Genomic DNA, 26,231 nt, shown 5'->3' with positions numbered 1-26,231 from the left:
AATGTGGTGAGGGGCCTGCGGAAGCGTCAGCCGGATCCGGCAGATATCAGCCGAGCGGTAGGACGCCCGTGTTGACCGTGACCGTCGTCGACGAGGGCACGGTGGTCCCGGCCGACGGCTGCTGGCTGAGCACCTTGCCCGCCTGCTCGGAGTTCAGCGTGATCTGGGTGATCTGGCGGACCTGGTTGACGCTGCCCTGCCAGCCGCTTTCCCGCAGTGTGTCCACGACCTCGCCCGGAGTGAGACCGACGAGGTTCGGCATGGAGATCCGATCACTCTGCGCGACCTGCACGGTGATGGTCGACCCCTTGTCGGCGTTCGAACCGCCGGCGGGGCTGGTGGAGAGCACCTCGCCCCGTGGCCGCGCGGATTGCACCTCGCGGATCTCGATCTTGAACCCGGCGCCCTCCAGATTCGGCTGGGCACGGTCGATCAGTTGACCGACGACATCGGGCACGAACACCTGCTCCGGGCCGGCGCCGAGGGTCAACGTGACCTGACTGCCCGCATCCAGTTCGAATCCGGGGGACGGATCCTGGGCGATCACCTTGTCCTTGTCCTCGGGACTGGACGGGCCGCGCTTGACATCCGGATGGACCTGCAGCCCGGCATTGGTGAGCTCTTGCGCGGCTTCCTGCTGGCTCAGCCCGACCACGCGCGGGATCGGCACCTGCTGCGGGCCCGTGGAAACCTGCATGGTGATTGTGCTGCCCTCGTCGGCCCGCGACCCGCCGAGTGGCTGCGTCGCGATGACGTTACCGGCGCTGATCCGGCCGTCGGGCTTCTCCTGGATGGCGACATCGAAGCCGAGCGAATCCAGTTTCTGCTCCGCTTCGCTGGCCGAGAGGTTCGACAGGTCCGGTACCGCGACCTGGTCGGGCCGGCTCCCCGGACCGAGCAGCATCCAGAACAGGCCGAAGGCCACAGCCACCGCGGCCACCACACCGGCGGCAATATATGCCCGGCGGCGATTACCACCGGATCCATCGCCGTAGTCGTCGATATCGTCGTCGTCCAGGCGGTGATAGCCCCGCGCCGCTGGTTGCGCCGGACCCAGCATGGTGGTGCGGTCCTCGTCGGTCATCACCATGGGTGCCCCGGGCTTCTGGCCGCCGAGCACCCGGATCAGGTCAGCGCGCATTTCTGCCGCGCTCTGATAACGGTTGGCCGGGTTCTTGGCCATGGCCTCGAGCACGACCGAATCCAGCTCCCGCGGAACACCGTCGTGTACGAGTGAAGGCAGCCGCGGATCCTCGCGCACATGCTGGTAGGCGACCGCGACCGGGGAATCACCGGTGAACGGCGGTTCTCCGGTGAGGATTTCGAACAGGACACAACCGACCGAGTAGACGTCCGATCGCGCGTCCACGGTTTCACCGCGCGCCTGCTCCGGCGACAGATACTGGGCGGTGCCGATCACCGCGGCGGTCGCGGTCATCGGATTGGCCGCATCGGCGATCGCCCGGGCGATACCGAAATCCATCACCTTCACCGCGCCCGCGCGGTTGATCATGATGTTGGCGGGTTTCATATCCCGGTGCACGATCCCGGCCTGATGGCTGAAATCGAGCGCCGCGCACACATCGGCGATGACTTCCATCGCCCGTCGCGGCGGCAGGGGGCCCTCATTGCGCACGATATCGCGCAACGTATCGCCGTCCACGTACTCCATCACGATGAACGGCAGCGGTCCGCCGTCCACCTCGGCCTCACCCGTGTCGTACACCGCCACGATCGCGGGATGGTTCAGGGCCGCTGCGTTCTGGGCTTCGCGTTTGAAGCGCAGGTAGAACGTGGGATCGCGCGCCAGATCGGCCCGCAGCACCTTGATCGCGACATCGCGGTTGAGCCGGAGGTCGCGTGCCCGGTGGACTTCGGACATACCACCGAATCCGATGATCTCGCCCAGCTCGTAGCGAGAGGAGAGATTCTTCGGGGTCGTCATGGCTGTCCTTGATGGTGGCTCGGCACGTCGGGAGAGCTGTCGTCGTCACGGGAGCTGTCGCCGATCCCCGGCAGATCGATATCCGGTACCGGGAAAGACCGTGTAGTGGTGGCCGTTTCCTCACTGCCCGTCGATTCCGTGGTGGTCGGCGGAGCAGTGGTGGTCTCGGTGGTGGTGGTCGGCGGCTGGGTCGTGGTGGTCGGTGCGGGTGGCTCGGTAGTGGTGGTCACCGGCGGCTGGGTGGTGGTGTACTCCTGCGTGGGTGTCCAGACAGGAGGCTCGGTCACCTCGTACGTGGTGGTGATCGGGGGCGGCGCCGGTCGGGTGGTCGGAGCCGTCGACGAGGTCTCGCCGGGGGTGCTCGCCGGATTGGTATCGCCACCGAAGAGCAGCCACAGCACGGCCCCACCGAGTACCAGCGCGCCGATACCCAGCGCGATCATCCACTTCTGGTTCTTCCCGAGACCACCACCACCGTTACCGTCGCGGTAGTCGCCGGGGTCGGCCTCGTGCGCGCCGTGGTGGTCCATCGCCGTCGCCGGCCCGGCCATAGCGGTGGCCGGAGTGGTGTATCGGACGGTCGCCGGATCGTCGTAAGCCGGCTGCGGCGCCGCGATAACACTGGTGGCACCGGTCGCGGCGAGGTTACGCGGTGGCGGTGGGCGCCGGCCCGACCGCACCGCGGCGACCGCTTCGGCGAACTCGCCGCCGTCGGTGTACCGGTGGTTCGGGTCCTTGGCCAGAGTCACCTCGACGAGTTCGCGCACATTCGGCGGGAGATCCGTCGGCATCGGCGGCGGTACGTCGCGCACATGTTTCATCGCGACGGTGAGGGCGCCGTCACCGGTGAACGGGCGCTGACCGGCAAGGGCCTCGTAGCCGACCACGCCGAGCGAATACACGTCACTGGCCGCCGTGGCGTCCTCACCGACGGCCTGCTCCGGCGCGATGTACTGGGCGGTGCCCATCACCATCCCGGTCTTGGTGACCGGTGAGGCATCGACCGCCTTCGCGATACCGAAATCGGTGATCTTCACCTGTCCGGTGGGTGTGACCAGGATATTTCCCGGTTTCACATCGCGGTGCACCACACCGGCCCGATGCGCCACCTGCAGGGCGCGACCGGTTTGCTCCAGCAGATCCAGACCCTGCACGACCGATAGGCGGCCGAGCCGGTTCAGCACGGTGTTGAGCGGCTCGCCCTGCACCAGTTCCATCACCAGGTAGGCGGTTTCGCCGCCCTGCGGATCGTAGGTTTCGCCGTAGTCGTAGATTCCCGCGATACCGGGATGGTTGAGCTGCGCGGTGGTCTTGGCCTCGGTGCGGAACCGGTGCCGGAATGTGGGATCGGCGGAGAACTCCGATTTGAGTACCTTCACCGCCACCCGGCGATCGAGCCGGGTGTCCAGGGCTTCCCAGACCTGACCCATCCCACCGGTGGCGATCAGGCGCTGCAGCCGGTAGCGGTCCGCGATCATCGCGCCGTTTGTCAGCATCGGGTTCCCCGCAGATTCACTCGCATATCCATCTCGTTCACCGACCTCGCAGACCCGCGTCCAGAACCGCCCGGGCAACCGGCGCGGCGACCGATCCACCGGTCGCCGCCAGCGCGCGGTCGCCGCCGTTCTCCACGATGACCGCGATGGCGATCTTCGGGTTCTCGGCCGGCGCGAACGCGATGTACCAGGCGTGCGGTGGTGTGTTGCGCGGATCGGCGCCGTGTTCGGCGGTACCGGTCTTGGACGCGATCCGATAGCCCGACCCGCCGCTGCCCGCGGTGTTCTCCTCCGAGGCGACCATCAGATCGGTCAGGGTAGACGCTACATCGGCGCTCACGGCCTGCCCCACGGACACCGGCTCGGTGGTGGACAGCTCGCTGAGGTCCGGGTTCTGCAACTGATCGACCAGATACGGTTCCATCCGCACACCGCCGTTGGCCACGGTAGCCGCGATTACGGCATTGTCGAGGGGGGTGAGCGCCACATCACGCTGGCCGATACTGCTCTGCGCGAGCGCCGCGTCGTCGGGGATGTTGCCGATGGTGCTCTCGGCGACCGGCATCGGGATTCCACGATGCGGGCCGATACCGAACGCGGCCGCCTCGTCCTCCAGCGCCGCCGCGCCGACATCGACCCCGAGTTCGACGAACGCGGTGTTACACGATCGGCGGAACGCCTCGTGCAGGGTCGCGGTGGCGCCGGACCCGCAGTTGGTGCCGTTGTAGTTCTCCAGGGTGGTGCTGGTACCGGGCAATGTGATGTTCGGTGCCGCGGTGAACTGGGACTGCGGGTCGGCCACGCCGTTGGACAGTGCGGCCGCGGTGACCACGACCTTGAAGGTGGAACCCGGCGGGTAGGTCTGCGAGATCGCCCGGTTGAGCATCGGCTGGTTCTCGTCCGCGCTCAGACTCTCCCAGGCCTGGGTGCCCTGGGCGCCGTCGTGCCCGGACAGCTGGTTCGGGTCGTAGCTGGGCGTGGACACCATGGTGAGAATCTTGCCCGTACTGGGTTCGATGGCCACGACGGAGCCGGTGTAGCCCTTGCTGGTGAGCTCGTTGTAGGCCACCTGCTGCATCATCGGGTCGATCGTGGTGACGACGTTGCCGCCGCGCGGGTCGCGCCCGGAGACCAGATCGACCAGCCGGCTGCCGAACAGTTGCGCATCCGAACCGTTGAGGACCGGATCCTCCGCACGTTCGAGCCCGGTACTGCCGTACTGCATCGAATAGAAGCCGGTGACCGGCGCGAATGCGGCCGGGTCGGTGGGGTAGACGCGCAGATACTTGTACCGGTCGTCGGTTTCGACGGAACTGGCCAGCACGGCACCGCCCGCGGAGATCTGCCCGCGCTGACGAGAGTATTCGTCGAGCAGCACCCGGGAGTTGCGTGGATCGGCGCGGTAGTCGTCGGCCTTGATCACCTGGATATAGGTGGCATTGAGCAGCAGGGCCACGATCATCGCCATGACCGCCATGGCCACTCGGCGTAGAGGTGTATTCATCGCTGCTGACCCCCTTGCCGTCGTGACACCATCACCGTCTGCGCTTCCGCCAGCGGTGCGGGCGCCGGTTCCCGGCGCCGGGCCGGGGCGGGTGCGCGTGCCGCATCGGAGATCTTGATGAGCAGGGCCAGGAGAATGTAGTTGGCCAGCAGCGAGGAACCGCCGTAGGAGACGAACGGCGTGGTGAGGCCGGTGAGCGGGATCAGTTTCGTCACCCCGCCGACGACCACGAAGATCTGGATGGCGAGGGTGAACGCCAGCCCGGCAGCGAGCAGTTTGCCGAAACTGTCACGGATCGCCAGGGCGGTCCGCATACCGCGCAGGATGAGCATCAGGAACAGGAGCAGGACGGCGGTCAGGCCGATGAGCCCGAGTTCCTCGCCGATGGTGGTGACGACGAAGTCTGTTTTCGCGAACGGCACCTGCGAAGGCCGGCCGCTGCCCAGTCCGGTACCGGCCAGCCCGCCCGTGGCCAGGCCGAACAGCGACTGCACGATCTGGTAACCGGTGTTGTTGTAGTCGTCGAAGGGGTGCAGCCAGGTCTCGACCCGGACCCGCACATGCCCGAACATCTGGTACGCGAAGAAGAATCCGACCATGAGCAGGCCGCCGCCGATCAGCAACCAGCCCACCCGCTCGGTGGCGATGTAGAGCATCACCAGCACGGTGCCGAAGATGAGCAGCGAGGTACCGAGATCCTTCTCGAAGACCAGTACGCCGATGCAGACGATCCAGACCGCGAGGATCGGGCCCAGATCCCGGGCGCGCGGAAATTCCATCCCGAGAAAGTGCCGGCCGGCCGCGGTGAACAACTCCCGCTTGGACACGAGGACCGAGGCGAAGAAGATGATCAGCAGGATCTTGGCGAACTCGCCGGGCTGCAGGCTCACACCGGGCAACCGGATCCAGATCTTGGCGCCGTTGACCTCGGAGAGCGAGCTGGGCAGCAGTGCCGGGATCGCCAGCGCGACCAGCCCCACGAGCCCGAGTGTGTAGGCGTACTTGGCCAGGGTCCGGTAATCGCGCAGCCCCACCAGGATCCCGACGAACAGCACGATTCCCAGAGCGGTCCACAGAATCTGGGAATTGGCGTCGGGGGAGGGGATATCCCAGGAGTTGTAGGCGGCGGTCTGCTGATCGGCGAGGTCCAGCCGGTGGATGAGTACCAGGCCGAGCCCGTTGAGCAGCGCCACGATCGGCAGCAACAGGGGATCGGTGTAGGGCGCGAACCGCCGGACCGCCAGGTGCGCTACGGCGAACAGACCCAGATAGGCGAGCCCGTACTTCGCGATATCCCAGGTCACGGACTGTTCCTGGCTGACTTCCACCAGGAACAACGCCGCCGTGGTGATCAACGCCGCGAAACCGAGCAACAGGAGCTCGGTATTGCGCCGCGATGTCGGTGGCGGCGTTGCCGCGAAACCGCCCGGGGGACTCGGAAAAGCCCCGGCGGACGGTGCTGCCGGTGCGGACATCAGTCCGTCACCCGGCAGTTCTCCCCCGGCGTCTGGGGCACAGCGGTGGTGGTCGGCGCCGGCGCGGAGGTGGTCGGCGGCGCCGGCGGTGCCGGATTCTCACCGTTGGGGCCGGGTGCTTGGGTGGCGGGCGCCGGCGGTGCTGCTTCGGTGGGCATGGGCGGGGCCGGTGCCGGCGGCGGTGCGGGCGTGGTGGTCACGACGCCCGGCTGGGCGGCGGAACCGTTCTTCTTGCACACCGGCAGCAGTTCGCGGTCGGCCAGGACACGCATCTGCTCCCGTGCCTTGTCCAGAGTGCCCGGCGGCAGGCCGCGCTCGACCTGATCACGTCCGGTCTGCTCGAGATCGCTGACCTTCAAGGGACTGCAGCCCGCCGGCAGGGGAGCGCCGTTGTCGGCGAGAGTGAGCTCGCCCTCGGCGGTGACGCAGCCGACCAGGTTCACCTCGTGGATGGAGTAACCCAGAATCGACCCCGGCAGGCCCTGCATGACCACGACACTGTCGTTGTCCGCGCCCACGTAGTAGTTGGACCGGATCATCTTGTAGCCCACGACCAGCCCGACGACCACGGCGAACACCAGCGCCACCGCGAGCAGCAACCAACGCAGTTTGTGTGATTTCTTCGGCGGTGGCTCGGGCTCGCTGGCGGTACGGCGCGGCGCGGCGGCCGGTGGGCGCATGGCGGCGGCGCGACCGGCGGCAGTATTCGGCGGCGGATTGTCCTCGGCCTCACCGGAGGCGGCGCCCGCGACGATCGGATGGCTCTGGCCGTAGTCGAGATCGATCACATCGGCGACGACGACGGTCACATTGTCCGGGCCACCGCTGCGCAGCGCCAGTTCGATGAGCCGGTCGGCGCATTCGTCGGTACTGCCCTCACGCATGGTGTTGGCGATGGTCTCGTCGCTGACCACATCGGAGAGACCGTCCGAGCACAGCAGATAGCGGTCCCCGGCGCGCGCCTCCCGCATCACCAGCGTGGGCTCGATCTCGTTGCCGGTGAGGGCACGCATGATCAGCGAACGCTGTGGATGGGTATGCGCCTGTTCCGGGGTGATCCGGCCTTCGTCGACCAGCGATTGGACGAAGGTATCGTCGCGGGTGATCTGGGCCAGTTCGCTGTCGCGCAGCATGTAGGCGCGCGAATCGCCGATATGGACCATGCCGAGTTTCTTGCCCGCGAACAGGATCGCGGTGAGCGTGGTGCCCATCCCGTCCAGTTCGGGTTCTTCCTCGACCTGTTCGGCGATCGCGGAATTACCGGCATGGGTGGCCCGGTTCAGTTTGCCCAGCAGATCTTCGCCGGGCTCGTCATCGTCCAGATGCGCCAATGCGGCGATCATCAGCTGGGACGCGACCTCACCGGCGGCATGCCCGCCCATACCGTCGGCAAGTGCCAGCAACCGGGCACCCGCGTAGACGGAATCTTCGTTGTTTGCGCGGACCAGGCCGCGGTCGCTGCGCGCTGCGTAGCGGAGAACAAGTGTCACGATCGGAGCTCGATCACTGTCTTGCCGACCCGGACAGGTGTGCCGAGCGGAACGCGGACTGCGGTGGTGACTTTGGCGCGATCGAGGTAGGTACCGTTGGTCGAGCCGAGGTCTTCGACGTACCAGTCGTCACCGCGTAGGGACAGCCGGGCATGTCGGGTGGAGGCGTAATCGTCGGTAAGGACCAGCGTCGAATCGTCCGCACGGCCGATCAATACCGGTTGGGTACCCAGTGTGATACGGGTACCGGCAAGAGAACCTTGAGTCACCACAAGATATTTGGCGCCCTTCTGGCCTCGGCGCATCGACGGCAGTACCGCGGAACCGCGCGGTCCCCGGTTCTGGAGCCGTATGCCGGAGGCCGCGTAGATATCACTGCGGAGGGTACGCAGGATTGCCCACACGAACAGCCACAACAGCAGGAGGAACCCGGCACGGGTCAACTGCAGAACCAATCCCTGCACGGCGCTCCACCTCCTGTTCGACCGTGTGCCGGTGCCGTCGGCGTGGTGACCCACCCCTTGGCCGTGCTCGTCCCGGCGGCCCGCCTCGCGGCGCCGCGCGTGTGTCGGCACATCATAGGACCGTCGGACGAGACCGATCACGATTGGACCGCCCTATTATGCGAGAGCCGTCCCGTGATCCGCACGGCGAGCCTACGGCATCAGACAATACGGATGAGGATCTCGGAATGCCCGGCACGGATCACATCGCCGTCGGCCAACTGCCAGTCCTGTACCGGTGAACCGTTGACGAGGGTTCCGTTGGTGGAGCCCAGGTCGGAGAGCATCGCGGTCTGGCCGTCCCAGCGCACCTCGATATGGCGGCGGGAGACACCGGTGTCCGGGAGCCGGAAATGGGCGTCCTGGCCGCGGCCGATGATATTGCTGCCTTCGCGGAGCTGGTAGGTGCGGCCGCTGCCGTCGTCGAGCGCCAGCGTGGCGGAGAATCCGGGGCCGGCCGCCGGTGCGTACCCGCCCTGGGCGCCGTAGGGGGCCTGCTGGGCGCCCGGCGGGTACCCTTGCGCGCCTTGCTGGGCATAACCCTGCTGGTCGTACCCCTGGTCATAGCCCGGCTGCGCGTAGCCCTGCTGGTCATAACCTTGGTCGTAGCCGGGCTGTGCGTAGCCCTGCTGGTCGTAACCGCCCTGCTGGGCATAGCCCTGCTGGTCGTAACCCTGGTCGTAGCCCGGTTGGCCCTGGTAGCCCTGGTCGTAGCCCGGCTGGGCATACCCGCCCTGGTCGTAGCCGGGCTGCTGGGCGTACCCCTGCTGGTCGTAGCCGGGCTGGGCATAGCCCTGCTGGTCGTACCCCTGGTCGTAGCCGGGCTGCTGGGCGTACCCGCCCTGGTCATAACCCTGCTGACCGCCGTACCCCTGCTGGTCGTAGGCGGCGCCGCCCTGCTGGTATTCGTAGCCGTTCTGATAGTCGGGGGCGCCGTTGTACTGCGCGCCGGGACCGTAGTCCTCGGGGTACGCGCCGTTCTGCGGCCCGCGTCCCGCGGGTCCGGGAGCGTACCCGCGATTGCGTGGATCGGACTCCGCGTGCTCACGGCTCGGGTCGTAGCCAGAGTTCTGCGTCATGGGGCCAGCTCCTGGTTGCGGGTTAGCGGGTCGTTGTAGCGGTTCCGGGCGGTGAGCCGAGGCAGCTCCACGGCCGGCGTCGGGGTCGACGCGGCCGCTCGTCCTGAACATTCCGGTGTGCAGCGTAGGGGATGCCTCGAAGACCACGTGTACTTCGCCGTAGGTCTGCCATCCTTGTTCACGGATGTAATCCTGCAGATGTTTGGCGAATGCGCGGGTCGTGAGGTCGTGATCGGCATCGAATTGCCGGTGGTCCGACGAGTTGATGGTGATCACATAACTGTTGGGTGCGAGCAGATGCCCACCGCCGAGATCTTGGACACTATCGGCGGCCTCACGCTGCAGCGCGGCCTCGACTTCCTGCGGAACGACGTTCCCGCCGAAGACCCTGGCAAAGACGTCACCGACGGCGCCCTGGAGGCGGCGCTCGAATCTCGAGACGATCCCCATCTGGGCCCTCCCTTCGGTGAGTCTCTCCTCATTCTTTACGACGACACGCGAATGCGGCGTGTCGTTCTACGAGCACGTTCTCTGCATGATATCCACGATCGGCTATACCTGTAACTACCGTAATGGCGACGGAGTTCCCCGCGCGTGTGAACGGGCCTCGAAATCCTCGTCACAGGACCGTCCAGCAAGCCTGTGACCACGTGATTTCGCCCCGTGGTCTTCTCCGTGCTAGTGTCTTTTCCGTCGCTCGGGCGAGTGGCGGAATGGCAGACGCGCTGGCTTCAGGTGCCAGTGTCCTTCGGGACGTGGGGGTTCAAGTCCCCCTTCGCCCACTGAAAAGCCGTGGACCACGTCCACGGCTTTTTTCGTTTCCGATGCCGGATGCGCGCCGCATCCGGGATGGGCGATGCCGCCTCTGTGGGGCAGGCGGGCCGAGCCGGGTGGAATGGGCCGAGTCGCGGCCGCTTCGAGTCCCTGTGCCGGACATATGCCGTAATGAGACCAAGGTCACACAACCAATTTTCGGTTGCGGCCGCAGTGCTGAGGCTTGCCTAATTCGGAGGCGTCGGTGACCCAGTTCACGTCCTGGAACCATGCTGGTTAACAATGCGCAGGTCTTCCCTGGGGGTGAATACGGGGTTCGTGAAGGTTTGAGGCGAATAAACCGACTTGGGGTCTCTTTTGTCTCGGCGACCCGCCCGACGGGCGTGTTAATCCTTCGCGAATGCCCTGGTCGCCGATGGGTCGGTCGAGTTAACCGCGGTTCGTGCTGTGGTTGCCGCGGGCTGCTTTCCGGTTGCGTGGAACCCCGGTAACGGATATGGCCGTGACCAGTAAAAACCAAATGTACTTGCAAATGAAAGCACCGCTGTAAGGCCGCGCAGGACTGCTGAAAGTTAGCTGGACTGGGGTCTCATGGGGGTTGTCTGCGAGTTTGCTGGGTTCGAACTTATACCTGTGACCTCTTACGCAATGGGTTGCGTAGGCATAACGATTGTGTAGAGTCGACGGTAACGCTGGCCGCAGCTAGAGCGGCGACTCGCTGCGGCCAGCGGAATTCAATGGGGGAATTCGCACTGATCACCGAAGTCACGTTGCTGCCACCTCACAAAGCGGTGTCCGCTGTTGTGTGCTCGGCGTTGTCTATCCGTAGTTCCGAGGTCCGCCGATGGTCGGCCCGGCGTCAACGGTCTCGGATTCGGCGCTCGCCCTGCGCCCGGCGGTGAAGATATAGACGAGGAACAGTGTCTCGGCGAGCAGGCCGCAGGCGATCCGCACGGGTGTGGGCAATGCGCTCGGCGTGACGAAACCTTCCAGCAGACCCGCTACCAGCAGCGTCGGAACCAGGCCCAGGGCGATGATGGCGGTGGTGCGGCCCTGCCGGGCCACCGCTCCGGCGCGGCTCGCACGTCCCGGATCGATGAGGGTCCAGCCGAGTTTCAGGCCGGCGCCACCGGCGATGAAAATCGCTGTCAACTCCAGCATGCCGTGGGGCAGGAGAAAGCCGAACAGTGAATCCAGCCGGCCGGCGTCGGCCATCAGGCCGGCTGTGACGCCGATATTCAGCGCGTTCATGAACAGTAGGTACAGCACCGGCAGGATCAGGATGCCGAGAAACAGCGCCAGGGCGGAGACCCAGGCATTGTTGGTCCAGACCAATGCGGCAAATGCGTCGTTCGGATGTTCGGTGTAATAGGTTTCGAAGGCCCCGCCGGGAGCGGTGAGTGCCCGGGTGTCCTCTTGCAGCCCAAGGCTTCTACGCGCCGAGGGGGCCGCCGAGATCCACGTTGTGAAGCCCGCCACCACGGTGAGAAATACGACGGCCACGGCGAGCCACCAACCGCATGCCCCGTAGACAGCGGCCGGGAACCGATGGGTGAAGAATCGCCGGATCTCGGTCCAGGTATCGGGCGAGCTCCCGACGATTCTGCCGCGTGCCCGGGCCAGCACGGCACTCAATCCGGCGACGAGTTCGGGTTCGGGACTGTGTGTCTGCAACCGAGCCAGCTGCTGGGACGTCTGCCGGTAGAGCAGCACGAGTTCATCGGCCTCGGCACCGGTCAAGGTCCGCCGACCGGTCAGGTAGTTCAGCCTGGACCAGGCCTGGCGATGACTTGTGCTGTAGGCGTCCACATCCATCGGCTTACCTCCCGCTCCGCCGTTCCGTCGCTGCGCCCGGTGATGTACCCCCGCGTTCGGCGAAGCCGGTTACCACCCCGGTCGCCGTGAAAGAATGCTATGCGATATGGCTGAATTCACGACGGGGGAAGCGGTGGCGCTCCAGCTGCCGGTCGCCCGGATCCCGACCCGCACCGCGGCGTTCGTGCTCGATCTGATTCTGCAGATTGTGCTCGGGATCGTGCTGCTCATCGTGGTGATGCTCGTGACGCGCGGGGACGACAGCAGCCCCTGGTTCGCCGCACTGATGTTGGTTTCGCTGGTCACTGTGCTGGTCGGCTATCCCGTGTTCTGGGAAACCGTGCTGCGCGGTGCGACTCCGGGCAAACTCGCGCTCGGTCTGCGGGTGGTGCGGGCCGATGGCGGTCCCGTGGATTTCCGCCATGCGCTCACCCGCGGCCTGACCGGCGCGATCGTCGATTTCTGGATGCTCGGACTCTTCGGCCTGATCGCGGTGGCGAGTTCGGTGTGCTCTCCCGATGCGCGCCGGGTCGGCGATGTCCTGGCCGGAACGGTGGTCGTGCATATCAGGCAGCAGTTGTCGCTACCGGCGCTGGCGATACCACCGGCTTGGCTCACCGGATGGTCGGCCGGACTCGATCTCACCGGGTTGCCCGAGGACCTCGCGCTCGCCGTGCGCCAGTACCTGACCCGCATCGACACGCTCACCCCGGGCGCGCAGCACGAGATCGGTCAGGCGCTGGTTACGGCGGTCTGCGCCCGGATCGGGGCCGCGGCGCCGAGCGGTTATCCGCCCGTGCAGATACTCGGCAGTGTGATCGCCGAACGTCAGCGGCGTTCGCTGCATGCTCGGATTACAGGGCTGCCGATCGTTTGAGCTCCAGGTATTCGTCCGCCAGCGCACCCGGCAGGTCCGGTCCGGCGGCGGCGATCACGGCGATACCCATCCGGCGCAGCGATTCCTGGACAACCGCCTGTTCGGCGAGCCGGGACTCGGCGGCCGCCGCGCGGTAGAGCGCGCGCAGATCACTGCGGTCGGCGGCCGCGGCGGTGATCTCCGGATCGGTGACCGAGACGATCAGGACCCGGTGGCGTTCGGCCAGCACCGGCAGTACCGGAAGCAGGTTCTCGGTCACCGCCGCGCTGTCCAGGCCGGTGAACCAGACGATGAGACTGCGGCGGCGGGCCCGGTGGATCGCGGCCCGCACCAGGCCTTCGGAATCGGTATCGACCAATGCCGGGGTGACTCCGGCCAGCGCGTGCATGAGTTTCGGCTGCACACCCCGTCCGACTCCGATGCGTACCTCGGCGCGTACCTCGCGGTCGTAGGCGAGCAGGCCGACCATATCGCCGGCCGTGGCGGCCAGACTGCCCAGTAGCAAGGCCGCCTCGATCGCATTGTCGAGGCGAGTGCCGCCGCCCACCCGGGCAGCGCTGATCCGGCCTGTGTCCAGCAGCATCAGCACTTGCCGGTTGCGTTCCGGGCGCCAGGTTCGCACCAGCACATCGGTGGCCCGCGCGGTCGCCCGCCAGTCGATGGTGCGGACATCATCGCCCGGCACGTATTCGCGGAACGAATCGAATTCGGTGCCCTGGCCGCGTAGATCCGCGGCATTCCGGCCTTCCAGATGGTGCAATCGCTTGATCTTGCCGCCGAGCAATCGTTCGCTGTGGAACGGCGGCAGCGCCCGGACCCGCGCAGGCACAACCCGCTGGAACTGGTGACCGGCCAGCCCCAGCGGGCCGAACAGGCGCACGGTGACCGGGCCGGCGGCGCGATCACCGCGGCGGGTGGGCGTGAGTGTGGTGCGCACGCGGACACGGTGGCCGGGTGGGAGGTTCAGCCGGTGTTCCCGGCCGGCGGCACCGGTGCTGCCGGGCCAGTCGTCCCACAACCGGCCACGGACCGCGCGGGGACCCGTATTGGTTACCGCGATCTCGATCTCGGCCGCGGCACCCAATCGCAGAACCGTGAGTTCCGTCCGCTCCAGCACCACGTCCGCGCTATCGGCGGTGAGAGCGCGATCGGTCGCGGCCAGCGCGCACAGTAGTGCGGTCGTCAAGAGAACTCCGAACCACGACGGCGACACCACCGTGACGAAAACCGCCGCCGCGACCGCGGTTCCGAACAACCGGCCCGTGACGACCACGGATTACACCGGAACCGGAACGGATTGCAGCAGGCCGGCCAGCACCTGCTCGCCGGTGATCCCATCGATCTCGGCCTCGGGACGCAGCTGCAGCCGGTGCCGCAGGACGGCCACCGCAACGGTTTTCACATCGTCGGGGGTCACGAAACCTCGTCCGTTCAACCAGGCCAGAGCCCTGGCTGCGGCCATGAGGGAGGTCGCACCGCGGGTGGAGGCGCCGTGCGCGACGGCCGTCGCGGTCCGGGTGGCGCGGCAGAGGTCGACAATGTAGGCGAGCACTTCGGGACGGATCGCGACTTCCGCGATCGCGGCCCGGGCCGCGGCGATATGCGCGGGACCGGCCACCGGGCGCAATCCGGCGGCGGCGAGGTCGCGGGGATCGAAGCCCTGGGCATGCCGCTGCAGGATGCGGAATTCGTCGTCGCGTTCGGGCAGGTGGATATCCACCTTGAACAGGAAACGGTCCAGCTGGGCCTCGGGTAGCGGGTAGGTGCCCTCTTGCTCGATCGGGTTCTGCGTGGCGACCACCACGAAGGGGTCGGGCAGGGGGCGGGGCCGTCCGTCGACCGAGACCTGGCGTTCTTCCATCGATTCCAGAAGCGCGGACTGGGTTTTCGGTGGCGTGCGGTTGATTTCGTCGGCCAGCAGCAGGTTGGTGAAAACCGGGCCGTCGCGGAAGGTGAACTCGGCCGAATGCGGGTCGTAGATCTGTGAGCCGGTGACATCGCCGGGCATCAGGTCGGGCGTGAACTGGACCCGGCTGTGGTCGAGTTCCAGGGCGGTGGCCAGCGCCCGGACCAGTAGCGTTTTCGCCACCCCGGGCACGCCCTCGAGCAGTACATGGCCGCGGCACAGCAGGGCGAGTACGAGATACATGACCGCGTTGTCGTTGCCGACGACCGCCTTCCCGATCTCGGTGCGCAGAGCGGCGAACGCCGCCGCGGCCGCACCGGCCGTGGGCGCTGCCGGGCCGCCGGGACCGTCCTTACTGGTGTCAATGCTGGTCATCCGACCTCCGCTTCGATCCATTCGAGTTGCGCGGCAACGAGTTCCAGGCTCGATGCATCCGGTACGTATCCGTAGAGTGCGGCGCCGACAGTGTCCGGGTCGGCCCCTGTCCTGGCGGCCACCGCGGCCACCAGGGCATCCGGGGAGATACCGGCGTCGATGCCGAGGGCACGGCGCAGGCGGCGCAGCGTGGCAGCCCGCAGGACACCGGCGATATGCGCGTGGTCGCCGGAGCGGCGGTACAGGCCGGCCTGTCCGGACAGTAGTTCGCCGGCGGCCACCTCCACCGGCCGGGGTTCGGCGACCACCGCGCCGCGGCGGCGCGCGCGCCACCACACGAGTACTGCGCCGGCGATCAGGAATTGCAGGATCCCGAAGACCAGCCGGGCCGGGCCGGCGAATACGGAATCGTCACCGGTCGGGCGGGGAAGGTCGGGATCGTAGTCGTCCGGTGGGTCGATCGGCGGTGGGTCGATGGGCGGAGTATCCGGTGCGCTGGGACCGCTGCAGCCCTGCAGTATCGCGTAGAGCACCAGCAGCGCGACCGCCGTCGATGCCAGCGTCGCCCAGAAGCGGGGGTCGCGCAGTATCGCGGGGAGCTCCCGGCTGCCGCGCCGCGACCGGGAGCTGCGCGCGGCGGCCTCGATTTCCACCGGATCGGCTGCCGGGGGCGGCGCGGCGGCGGAGAACCGATCGGCCCGGGCCAGCCGATGGTATTCGTCGGCCCCCGCGGGTCGGCCGCCGTAGACGACCTCGTCGAACGCTCCGGCGGCCGGGGGGATTTCGCCGGAGAGCTCGGACGGTAGCGCCGCCGCGACCTCATGGGAAGTCTCGCGGGCAGTGCGGGAACGACGCACTTCGAGTACGCCGCGCTGCTCCAGCCCGCGCAGCACCGCGCGAAATCGCTCGCGCAGTGCGGTGTCGTAATCGCCCTGTGCCGCGGCGTGTTCGGCGGCGGCGCGGTGGGTGTCCGCGGTACCGAGATACGGCCGTTCCGGGACGGTGTGATGCGGATCGGTCACCGAGGACCTCTGCTCGCGACGGGAATCCGGATATCCATACCCTCACGGCGGCAGCGGAGATCGAGGTAGCCGACTACCCGGGCGCCGGATTCCACGATCTCGGTGAAGGCCGCCAGCAGCAGCCCGGTACCGGTGCTCAGGACGAGGAAGGGCCAGCGATGGGTGCCGGAGATATCGCTGACGAACAGCGCGAGGCCCAGTAGGGGAGCTGTCAGCACCGCGTAGACCAGCTGCCGGCAGATCCAGACACCGGTTCGCTGCATTCGCAGCGTGCCGGTGAGCACCCCGGCGCGCGCGAGCGCCGCGCGGGCCGGGGCGTTTTCGGCGAAAAGAACCGGTGCCGCCACCAGATGCCGCGCTCGTAACCACGCCAGGCCGAACCAGCAGAAGGGGTAGACGAGCAGGAACCAGACGATGCCGAGGAAACCGAACGGGAGGAACAGCACGCTCGGCGCGAGCACGGCGAGACCGATCGCGGTGTACGACACCTGGGTCAGCAGCAACGGACCCAGGCGGTGCCCGGTCTGCCACACGGCCGCCCGCGCCCCGATCGGAGCGCCGCCCGCGCGGGCGAGGCCCGTCGTCACGGTGACCCCGCGCAGCACGGTCCGGATGATCCAGGCGGCGACGAGTGTCGCGCACAGTGCGGCGAGCGCGGTGCCGACGTCGGATCCGCCGGTCAGGTGGGAGACGAGTCCGATGATCGCCACCACCACCGATCCACCGGCCACCAGCAGCGGCGCGGCGCATCCGGCAATCACCCGGATATCGGCCTGCAGCAGCGCGAACGGCTCATCGAGCAGTTCCCGGAAACTCAGCGGACGGATCGGCACCGTCGTTTTCCGGGCTCGGTGTTCCGGATCTGCTCCCGCCCCGACGGAGCCGGCCGTTGGGGCGGCAGGCTGCACGCGGCCGAGTCTAACCGGTAGGCGGGGTGCGGGCCGGGGATGATTCGGCCGCACTTGCGTACCGGGCCGGCCACAGTCCCGATTCGGCCCCCGGGGTGCCTGTGGGGTGGCGCGGGTCGTCGAACCGGTTGCGCCGCGCTCTGCGGCGCAACCCCTGTGGACTCCGTCCGGATCCGCGCGGGACGCCGTTCAAGTGCCGGGAGGCAGTTCCCGAGAGGTGCGCCCTTCCGGCAGTTCTCCCGCTGTGCGTCCCGGCAGTGCGGTACCGGTCGCGGGTTCCAGCCGGGTTGTCGACGAGACGATCGCATCGGGATCCAGGGTCAGCTCGGCGTCCACCACAGTGTTGCGTGGCGACGCGCTGTCGCGTGACCGGTCGCGTCCGGTCCGTGCTTCCGCGGCCACGTCGCCGACCGTGACGTTGCGGGCCCGGCGCAGGGTGAAGGTGATCTCCTCGGCTTCGGTGAAGACGTGGCGGGCGGTTCGCAGTGGCCGGCTCGCGGTGTCGAGCGCGTCTTCGATCGCCGAGCTCACGAAGCCCGGTACCAGCGGGCCGATCCAGCGGGCTGCGGTATCGGTGAACGGAACCGCGCCGACCAGCGGGAGTTCCAGGCCGCGGGACGGCCGGGCGGGGCTTTTCTCGGGCGGTACCGGCAGGCCCGACCCCGTCCCGGCCGGCAGCGCCGTCTGTTCGGCCGGTTCGGGGGTGCGCTCGGTGACCCCGATCTCCAGCCCACCGAGCGCGGCGATCACCCGGGTCCGCTGGCGTTCCCGGTCGATCGCGGTATCGGCCTCGGCTTCGAGCCGTGCCGCGGCCAGCTGCCGGTCTGCCTGCACGGCGGCGGTTTCGGCGCGGACCTCTGCCTCTTTCTCCGCGATGGCCGCGTCGGCGGCACGTTCGGCACGGTCGGCCACCGCCGCGGCCGCGCGGCGTCGCTCCTGCATGGTCTCCCCGCGCCACCGGCGCAGGATCAGCGGGAGGCCGGCCAGCAGCACGAAGACGGCCCAAGTGAGTAGTCGTAACAGGAATGCGCCGGTCTGACCGGTGGTGTGCTCGTGCATGGCCGCCCAGCGGGCTCCGATACCGCGATCGCTCTCGGCCGTGGCCACTGTTCGTGCGTCGTCCAGCGCGGTTCGTGCGTCGTCCACGCGCGTGTCCAGCGGAGCGATACGGCTCTGCGCGGCCGACAGGGCGGTGCGCGCATCGTCGAGCATGTCGTTGGCGGTATGTGCCTCCGGACCCCGGCCCGGTACCCCGGTGATCTTCGTCTGCGGGCAGCCCGGGCCGGGATTGAACTCACATCGGGCGACGATGAGCGCACTGTCGATATCGGCCGAGGCTTCGGCGATATCGCGGTCCAGTGCGGTCCGGTCGGCGACAGCGCGGTCCAGTTCGTCCTGGGCAGCGCGCACTGCCGGAGTGGTGGCGGCCGCGGCCACTGCGTGTTCGTCGAGGATCCGGTCGACCGAGCCGGCGAACAACACGGTGGTGGCCAGTTCGGCCACCATCAGGCCGGTCAGCGCGGTCACCCCGAGACGGGTCGCCACCGCCGCAATATCGGTGGTGCCCGCGGTCCGGTCGGGCCGGGCGGCGGGTTGGGCACCGGCCAGGGCGCGGCCCACCAGGCCCATGAGCAGCCCGGTGATCAATGCCGTGGGCAGCACCGCGCCGGCCGGCCACTCGCCGTACTCCAAGGCGGCTCCGGTGACTCCCGCGGAGACCAGCGCGAACAGCGCAACACCCGTGCCGGTGACGATATAGCCGGTGCGCTCATATCCGTCGGTGGTCTCGGTGGGCTGTCCGCCGCCGAGCCAGATGAACATGCCGGTGACGCTCATGGGACCCATAACCTCTGCAGCTGTCATCGATTCGTTGTCTCAGCGTGACAGGCGGCACGGCAGTGCATCGAGCCCTCGCGCGCTGGTGTGGTCATCTTCACAGGCGACGGTGAGCATGTCGTGCCGAGGACTGCCGGCCGGGTCCGGCGGAGTATATGGCCAGGCCGAATTGTGCGTTCCCGCAACGGGAAAGAGCCGCGATTGCCGTATGTAAATGTGGCGTAAACCACTCGAATGAGCGTTTGCTGACCGTGTGCTGTACCACTGGAAACGTAAAACAGTCCGGACGGTCGGATCATGTTCTGTGCTTGTCACGACGCTGTCACGAACATCTCATCGCGGTGTGTGACAGTTAGCCGCGGGCGGGTGGGTTTGCCGATGGCCGCCGCCGGGAATTCATCTTCGATGCAGGTGAGCGTGGGTTCGGCGGATGCGACGAGGCATCGGGAAATGCGCCGGACGGGTGGATCGCCGCTGTTCGGAGGGTCGATCCGGAATCGATTTCAGCCGGAACGCTGCTTTACACTAGAAAACGCGCATACGTGGAGGAATGAATGAAGAAGCCCAGCTCAAGGCCTGGCAGCCCAATTTATTAGGGGAGCCTTGGTTGGTTGGGTTCCGAGCCTGGCTTATCGTTTGCTCTTACGCCGCACATACCGATGTCCGGCCGAAAGCACGTTCGGGCAACCTATCGGCAAGGCCAGCCTAGCGGGCGAAACCCGTATCCGGGTTCCGAGCGCGTAAGCGCTTCGTTACCGGCGGGCACCGGCGCACAACCGCAGGTGGAAACAACTTCAGACGTGACTGCACGCCGAACACCATCAGCGCGGCTGGTGTCGGCCAACGTACGAACGCAGTCCTTTAGGGAGCGTTCGACAGTACCGGCGTTCGACAGGGCGTTCTCTCCAGGCCGCACCCACGTCGAGGTCGACTTTCTCGAAGGCAGAGGCATGACGCAACTACCTGGCCACAGGTCCCCCGGACCCATCGGGCTCTATGACCCGGCGCACGAGCACGACGCATGTGGCGTCGCGTTCGTCGGTGATATGCACGGCCGCCGCAGCCGTGACATCGTCGACAAGGCCATTACGGCCCTGTTGAACCTCGAGCACCGCGGCGCCGCGGGCGCCGAGCCGAACTCCGGCGACGGCGCGGGCATCCTGATCCAGGTTCCCGACCGCTTCTTCCGTGCAGTCGTCGATTTCGAGCTGCCGCCGGAGGGCTCCTACGCCACCGGTATCGCCTTCCTGCCGCAGGCCCGGCGCGAGGCGGCGCGGGCTTCCTACGGCGTCGAGAAGATCGTCAAGGAAGAGGGCCTGGCGGTCCTCGGCTGGCGCGAGGTACCGATCGACGAATCGTCGCTCGGCGCGCTCTCCCGTGATGCCATGCCGCTGTTCCGGCAGCTCTTCATCGGCTCGCCCGCAGGCGCCGACGAGCAGCTGACCGGGATGGACCTGGAACGGCGTGCCTATGTCATCCGCAAGCGGGTGGAGCACGAACTGGGCAAGGCCGGCGCGGGCGAGGGCGCGGTCGGTAAAGAATCGGTGTACTTCCCGAGCCTGTCCGGGCAGACCTTCGTCTACAAGGGCATGTTCACCACACCGCAGTTGCGTGCGTTCTACCTGGACCTGCAGGACGACCGGGTGGAAAGCGCCCTGGGCATCGTGCACTCCCGGTTCTCCACCAATACCTTCCCGTCGTGGCCGCTGGCCCATCCGTTCCGCCGGGTCGCGCACAACGGCGAGATCAACACCGTTGCCGGTAACGAGAACTGGATGCGGGCTCGCGAGGCGCTGCTGCGTTCGGATGTCTTCGGCAAAGATTCCGCTGGGAAGAACCGCCTGGAGAAGATCTTCCCGGTCTGCACCCCGGGCGCCAGCGATACCGCGCGCTTCGACGAGGTCCTCGAACTGCTGCACCTGGGTGGCCGTACCCTGCCGCACGCGGTGCTGATGATGATCCCCGAGGCCTGGGAACGCAACGAGAACATGGATCCGCAGCGCCGGGCGTTCTACGAGTACCACTCCATGCTCATGGAGCCGTGGGATGGCCCTGCCTCGGTGTGCTTCACCGACGGCACCGTCATCGGCGCCGTGCTGGACCGTAACGGTCTGCGCCCGAGCCGGATCTGGGTCACCGAGGACGGCCTGGTGGTCATGGCCTCCGAGGTCGGTGTGCTGGATATCGACCAGTCCAAGGTCGTGCGTAAGATCCGCCTGCAGCCGGGTCGTATGTTCCTGGTGGACACCGCGCAGGGCCGGATCGTCGACGACGAGGAGATCAAGGCGCAGCTGGCCGCCGAGCATCCGTACCGGGAATGGCTCGACGCCGGGATCAAGCACCTCTCCGATCTGCCCGACCGCCCGCATGTGCATATGTCGCACGACCGGGTGCTCATCCGGCAGCAGATCTTCGGGTACACCACCGAGGAACTGAACCTGCTCATCTCCCCGATGGCCAAAACCGGTGCCGAGGCGCTGGGCTCGATGGGTACCGATACCCCGATCGCCGTGCTCTCGGCGCGGCCGCGGTTGCTGTTCGACTACTTCTCCCAGCAGTTCGCGCAGGTCACCAACCCGCCGCTGGACGCCATCCGGGAAGAGGTCGTCACCAGCCTGCGCCGGCATATCGGCCCGGAGGCCGATCTGCTGCACCCGAGCCCGGAATCCTGCCGGCAGATCGCGATCCAGCAGCCGATCATCGATAACGACGAACTGTCGAAGCTGGTCCATATCAACGACGACGGCAGCCACCCTGGCCTGCGCTCGGTCGTTGTGCGCGGCCTGTACGAGGTCTCGGCCGGCGGTGACGGCCTGCGCCGCGCACTCGACGCCATCAACACCCAGGTCTCGGCCGCGATCGACGGCGGCGCCCGCATCATCGTGCTGTCGGACCGCGAATCCAACGAGAAGCTTGCGCCGATCCCGTCGCTGCTGCTCACCGCGTCGGTGCACCACCACCTGGTCCGGGAACGCACCCGGACCATGGTCGGTCTGGTGGTGGAGGCCGGTGACGCCCGCGAGGTGCACCATATGGCCACCCTCGTCGGTTTCGGTGCCGCCGCGATCAACCCGTACATGGCCTTCGAATCGATCGAGGACATGCTCGAGCGGGGCGCGCTGAGCGTTCCCGGCAGCACCGGCGACCTGGCGGCCGATTACCGCAAGGCGGTTGCGAACTACAACAAGGCCGCGAGCAAGGGCGTGCTGAAAGTGATGTCCAAGATGGGCATCTCCACGGTCGCCTCCTACAACGGTGCGCAGTTGTTCCAGGTGATCGGCCTGTCGCAGGACCTGGTGGACGAATACTTCACCGGTCTGCGGTCGCATCTGGGTGGTATCGGCCTGGACGAGATCGCCACCGATGTGGCAACCCGGCATTCGGTCGCGTTCCTGGAGAACCGCAACGAGCGCGCGCACCGCGAGCTCGAGGTCGGCGGCGAGTACCAGTGGCGGCGTGAGGGTGAATACCACCTGTTCAACCCGGATACGGTGTTCAAGCTCCAGCACGCCACCCGCAGCGGGCAGTACTCGATCTTCAAGGAGTACACCAAGCTGGTCGACGACCAGTCCGAGCGGCTGGCCTCGCTGCGCGGCCTGATCAAGTTCAAGAAGGGTGCGCGGTCGCCGATCTCGATCGAGGAGGTCGAGCCCGCTTCCGAGATCGTCAAGCGTTTCTCCACCGGTGCGATGAGCTACGGCTCGATTTCGGCCGAGGCGCACGAAACCCTGGCGATCGCGATGAACCGGCTGGGTGGCCGGTCCAATTCCGGTGAGGGCGGCGAATCGCCGGCCCGGTTCGAGCCGGAAGACAACGGCGACTGGCGGCGCAGCGCGATCAAGCAGGTCGCTTCGGGCCGGTTCGGTGTCACGGCGCATTACCTGACCAACTGCACCGATATCCAGATCAAGATGGCCCAGGGCGCCAAGCCGGGCGAGGGCGGCCAGCTGCCCGCGCACAAGGTGTATCCGTGGGTCGCCGAGGTCCGGCATTCGACGCCGGGCGTGGGCCTGATCTCGCCGCCGCCGCATCACGATATCTACTCGATCGAGGATCTGGCGCAGCTCATCCACGACCTGAAGAACGCGAACCCGCAGGCGCGGATTCACGTGAAACTTGTCGCCGAGCCCGGTGTCGGCACCGTCGCGGCGGGCGTGTCCAAGGCGCACGCCGATGTGGTGCTGATTTCCGGTCACGACGGTGGCACCGGTGCGTCGCCGCTCACCTCGCTCAAGCACGCGGGTGGGCCGTGGGAGCTCGGCCTGGCCGAAACCCAGCAGACCCTGCTGCTCAACGGCCTGCGCGACCGGATCGTGGTGCAGGTCGACGGCCAGATGAAGACCGGCCGCGATGTCGTGGTCGCCGCACTGCTCGGTGCCGAGGAGTACGGTTTCGCGACCGCGCCGCTGGTGGTTTCCGGCTGCATCATGATGCGGGTCTGCCACCTCGATACCTGCCCGGTGGGTGTGGCCACTCAGAATCCCGTGCTGCGCGACCGGTTCACCGGTAAGCCGGAGTTCGTCGAGAACTTCTTCATGTTCATCGCCGAAGAGGTCCGGGAACTGCTGGCCGAACTCGGTTTCCGCAGCCTGGACGAGGCTGTCGGCCGGGTCGATCTGCTCGACACCACCAAGGCCAAGCAGCATTGGAAGGCCAGCAAACTGGATCTGTCGCCGATCCTCGACGATGTCGAGACGGCGTTCATGTTCCAGGACCGCCGGCGCACCAAGGAGCAGGACCACGGCCTGGACAAGGCACTGGACAACGAGTTGATCGCGCAGAGCCGCGATGCGCTCGAGTTCGGTAAACCGGTCAAGATCGATACCAAGATCACGAACGTGAACCGGACGGTCGGCACCATGCTCGGCCACGAGGTGACCAAGCTCTACGGCGGCGCCGGTCTGCCCGACGACACCATCGACATCACGCTCACCGGTTCGGCCGGTAACAGCTTCGGTGCCTTCGTCCCGGCGGGTATCACCCTGCGGGTACAGGGTGACGCGAACGACTATGTCGGTAAGGGTCTTTCGGGTGGCCACCTGGTGGTGCGTCCGGCACCCAACGCCCCGGCGGAGTTCGTCGCCGAGGAGAACATCATCGCGGGCAACGTGATCCTGTTCGGCGCGACCAGCGGCCAGGCGTTCATCAACGGTGTGGTGGGCGAACGGTTCGCCGTGCGCAACTCCGGCGCGACCGCGGTGGTCGAGGGCGTGGGCGATCACGCCTGCGAATACATGACCGGTGGCCGCGTCGTGATCCTCGGCGATACCGGACGCAACTTCGGCGCCGGTATGTCCGGCGGTATCGCGTTCGTCTACGACCCCGACAACACGTTCAGCGGCCGGGTCAACCCGGAACAGGCGGACGCCATCGAGGCGCTGTCCGGTGACGATTTCACCTGGCTGCGCGATATTGTCGGCCGGCACCGGGAACAGACCGGTTCCGCTGTGGCCGAACGGATCCTGGGCGACTGGTCGCAGCAGGTGAACCACTTTGTGAAAGTCATGCCGCGCGAGTACAAGAAGGTGCTGCTCGCCATCTCCGAGGCCGAGAAGAGCGGTAAAGACGTCGACGAGGCGATTATGGAGGCCGCTCGTGGCTGACACCCAAGGTTTTCTGAAGCACACCTCACGGGAGCTGCCCGAACGTCGTCCGGTGCCGTTGCGCCTGATGGACTGGAAAGAGGTCTACCAGGAGGGTTTTCCGCACGAAACCCTGCAGCGGCAGGCCAGCCGCTGTATGGACTGCGGTATTCCGTTCTGCCACAACGGTTGCCCCCTGGGTAACCTGATCCCCGAGTGGAACGACCTGGTCTACCAGGACCGTTGGCGCGAGGGCATCGACCGGCTGCACGCCACGAACAACTTCCCGGAATTCACCGGGCGGCTGTGCCCGGCTCCGTGCGAGGCATCCTGCGTACTCGGTATCAACCAGGATCCGGTGACCATCAAGCAGGTCGAGGTCGAACTCATCGAGAACGCCTTCGACGAGGGCTGGGTCGCGCCGGTGTACCCGACCCGGCTCACCGGTAAAAAGGTCGCCGTTGTCGGTTCCGGGCCCGCGGGTCTGGCCGCCGCTCAGCAGCTCACCCGCGCCGGGCACACCGTGACCGTCTTCGAGCGCGCCGACCGGATCGGTGGCCTGATGCGGTACGGCATTCCGGAATTCAAGATGGAGAAGCGTTTCATCGACCGCCGGCTGGCGCAGATGGAGGCCGAGGGCACGATCTTCAAGGCCGGGGTGAACGTCGGTGTCGATATCACCGCCGACGAACTGCGCGAGCGGTACGACGCGGTGGTCCTCGCCGGTGGCGCCACCCAGGCCCGCGATCTGCCCATTCCGGGCCGTGAGCTGGACGGTATCCATCAGGCGATGGAGTTCCTGCCCTGGGCCAACCGGGTTCAGCAGGGCGATGACGTGACCGACGAGCAGGGACTGCCGCCGATCCACGCGCACGGCAAGAAGGTCGTCATCATCGGCGGCGGTGACACCGGCGCCGACTGCCTGGGCACCTCGCACCGCCAGGGCGCGGCCAGCGTGCACCAGTTCGAGATCATGCCGCGGCCGCCGGCCGAACGCGCCGGCTCCACCCCGTGGCCGACCTATCCGCTCATGTACCGGGTTTCCTCGGCGCACGAAGAGGGCGGCGAGCGGGTGTTCTCGGTGAACACCGAACGTTTCGTCGGTTCCGATGGCAAGGTGACCGGACTCGAAGCGCACGAGGTCAAGATGGTCAACGGCCGGTTCGAGAAGGTCGAGGGCACCGATTTCACCCTCGAGGCCGATCTCGTCCTGCTGGCCATGGGCTTCGTCGGGCCGGACAAGCCCGGGCTGCTCACCGATCTCGGTGTCGGCTACGACCAGCGCGGCAATGTCCAGCGGGACAAGAAGTGGGCCACCAATATCCCCGGCGTCTTCGTCGCCGGCGATATGGGCCGCGGCCAGTCACTGATCGTGTGGGCGATCGCCGAGGGTCGCGCGGCGGCTTCGGCGGTGGACGAGTACCTGGAGGGCGAAACCGCCCTGCCGGCGCCCATCCCGCCGACCGCGGTCGCGCAGCGCTGAGCTAGGCACCGAATACCCGACGGGGGGGGGGGGGGGGGGGGGGGGGGGGGGGGGGGGGGGGGGGGGGGGGGGGGGGGGGGGGGGGGGGGGGGGGGGGGGGGGGGGGGGGGGGGGGGGGGTGTTGTTTGGGGTGGTGGGGGGGGGGGCGGGGGGGGGGGGAG

General features: G+C 67.4%; 16 protein-coding genes and 1 tRNA gene. 4 read left to right on the top strand and 13 right to left on the bottom strand.

The window, feature by feature from the left end; all coding sequences use genetic code 11:
- Positions 1–46: 46 nt before the first annotated feature.
- The 7 genes from pknB to QH196_RS26635 form a co-directional block, all read right to left on the bottom strand.
- A complete protein-coding gene (pknB, locus tag QH196_RS26665; protein ID WP_280418591.1) occupies positions 47–1,945 on the bottom strand; it encodes a Stk1 family PASTA domain-containing Ser/Thr kinase in 1,899 nt (632 codons plus the stop codon).
- Entirely contained in the window at positions 1,942–3,441 is a 1,500-nt protein-coding gene (locus tag QH196_RS26660) for a protein kinase domain-containing protein (protein ID WP_280418590.1), read from the bottom strand. The genes pknB and QH196_RS26660 overlap by 4 nt, the downstream gene beginning before the upstream one ends.
- 37 nt (positions 3,442–3,478) lie before the next feature.
- Positions 3,479–4,945, bottom strand: coding sequence for a peptidoglycan D,D-transpeptidase FtsI family protein (locus tag QH196_RS26655; RefSeq protein ID WP_280418589.1), 1,467 nt, complete (start codon positions 4,943–4,945; stop codon positions 3,479–3,481).
- A complete protein-coding gene (locus QH196_RS26650; RefSeq protein WP_280418588.1) occupies positions 4,942–6,420 on the bottom strand; it encodes an FtsW/RodA/SpoVE family cell cycle protein in 1,479 nt (492 codons plus the stop codon). The genes QH196_RS26655 and QH196_RS26650 overlap by 4 nt, the downstream gene beginning before the upstream one ends.
- Positions 6,420–7,910, bottom strand: a complete 1,491-nt coding sequence (locus QH196_RS26645) for a PP2C family protein-serine/threonine phosphatase (protein WP_280418587.1) — start codon at positions 7,908–7,910, stop codon at positions 6,420–6,422. Before QH196_RS26645 ends, QH196_RS26650 begins: the two co-directional genes overlap by 1 nt.
- Positions 7,907–8,374 carry an FHA domain-containing protein FhaB/FipA gene (locus QH196_RS26640; protein ID WP_033243787.1) on the bottom strand — a complete coding sequence of 156 codons (468 nt, stop codon included), beginning with the start codon at positions 8,372–8,374 and terminating at the stop codon, positions 7,907–7,909. Before QH196_RS26640 ends, QH196_RS26645 begins: the two co-directional genes overlap by 4 nt.
- Positions 8,375–8,574: 200 nt before the next feature.
- On the bottom strand, positions 8,575–9,942 hold the full coding sequence (locus QH196_RS26635) for an FhaA domain-containing protein (RefSeq protein WP_280418586.1): 1,368 nt from the start codon (positions 9,940–9,942) through the stop codon (positions 8,575–8,577).
- A gap of 249 nt (positions 9,943–10,191) precedes the next feature.
- Here QH196_RS26635 and QH196_RS26630 point away from each other — a divergent pair.
- Positions 10,192–10,274, top strand: a tRNA-Leu gene (locus QH196_RS26630).
- 811 nt (positions 10,275–11,085) lie between these two features.
- Here the strand turns inward: QH196_RS26630 and QH196_RS26625 are convergent.
- Entirely contained in the window at positions 11,086–12,081 is a 996-nt protein-coding gene (locus tag QH196_RS26625; RefSeq protein WP_280418585.1) for a stage II sporulation protein M, read from the bottom strand.
- 106 nt (positions 12,082–12,187) lie between these two features.
- On the opposite strand from QH196_RS26625, the gene QH196_RS26620 reads away from it, so the two are divergent.
- Positions 12,188–12,958, top strand: coding sequence for an RDD family protein (locus tag QH196_RS26620; RefSeq protein ID WP_280418584.1), 771 nt, complete (start codon positions 12,188–12,190; stop codon positions 12,956–12,958).
- Here the strand turns inward: QH196_RS26620 and QH196_RS26615 are convergent.
- The 5 genes from QH196_RS26615 to QH196_RS26595 form a co-directional block, all read right to left on the bottom strand.
- Positions 12,936–14,231 (bottom strand): DUF58 domain-containing protein, encoded by a 1,296-nt coding sequence (locus tag QH196_RS26615; protein ID WP_280418583.1) that lies wholly within the window; start codon positions 14,229–14,231, stop codon positions 12,936–12,938. The genes QH196_RS26620 and QH196_RS26615 overlap by 23 nt on opposite strands.
- Before the next feature lie 3 nt (positions 14,232–14,234).
- The gene (locus QH196_RS26610; protein ID WP_280418582.1) at positions 14,235–15,239 is read right to left on the bottom strand and encodes an AAA family ATPase; all 1,005 of its coding nucleotides are present in this window, start codon (positions 15,237–15,239) and stop codon (positions 14,235–14,237) included.
- Positions 15,236–16,261 (bottom strand): DUF4129 domain-containing protein, encoded by a 1,026-nt coding sequence (locus tag QH196_RS26605; RefSeq protein ID WP_280418581.1) that lies wholly within the window; start codon positions 16,259–16,261, stop codon positions 15,236–15,238. The genes QH196_RS26610 and QH196_RS26605 overlap by 4 nt, the downstream gene beginning before the upstream one ends.
- Positions 16,258–17,094: a hypothetical protein gene (locus QH196_RS26600; RefSeq protein ID WP_280418580.1), complete on the bottom strand. Its 837-nt coding sequence runs from the start codon at positions 17,092–17,094 to the stop codon at positions 16,258–16,260. The genes QH196_RS26605 and QH196_RS26600 overlap by 4 nt, the downstream gene beginning before the upstream one ends.
- A 264-nt stretch (positions 17,095–17,358) precedes the next feature.
- Positions 17,359–19,032 (bottom strand): DUF4407 domain-containing protein, encoded by a 1,674-nt coding sequence (locus QH196_RS26595; protein ID WP_280418579.1) that lies wholly within the window; start codon positions 19,030–19,032, stop codon positions 17,359–17,361.
- A gap of 923 nt (positions 19,033–19,955) precedes the next feature.
- Between QH196_RS26595 and gltB the strand changes: the two genes are divergently transcribed.
- Together gltB and QH196_RS26585 are read left to right on the top strand one after the other, a co-directional pair.
- Positions 19,956–24,608, top strand: coding sequence for a glutamate synthase large subunit (gltB, locus tag QH196_RS26590; protein WP_280418578.1), 4,653 nt, complete (start codon positions 19,956–19,958; stop codon positions 24,606–24,608).
- Positions 24,601–26,070 (top strand): glutamate synthase subunit beta, encoded by a 1,470-nt coding sequence (locus QH196_RS26585; protein WP_280418577.1) that lies wholly within the window; start codon positions 24,601–24,603, stop codon positions 26,068–26,070. Before gltB ends, QH196_RS26585 begins: the two co-directional genes overlap by 8 nt.
- Positions 26,071–26,231 lie beyond the last annotated feature (161 nt).

The sequence above is a fragment of the Nocardia carnea genome (genome assembly GCF_029868325.1).
Taxonomy (GTDB): Bacteria; Actinomycetota; Actinomycetes; order Mycobacteriales; family Mycobacteriaceae; genus Nocardia; species Nocardia carnea_C.
The sequence above is the reverse complement of the archived record's forward strand: the minus strand, read 5'-3'. Positions and strand labels throughout refer to the sequence as shown.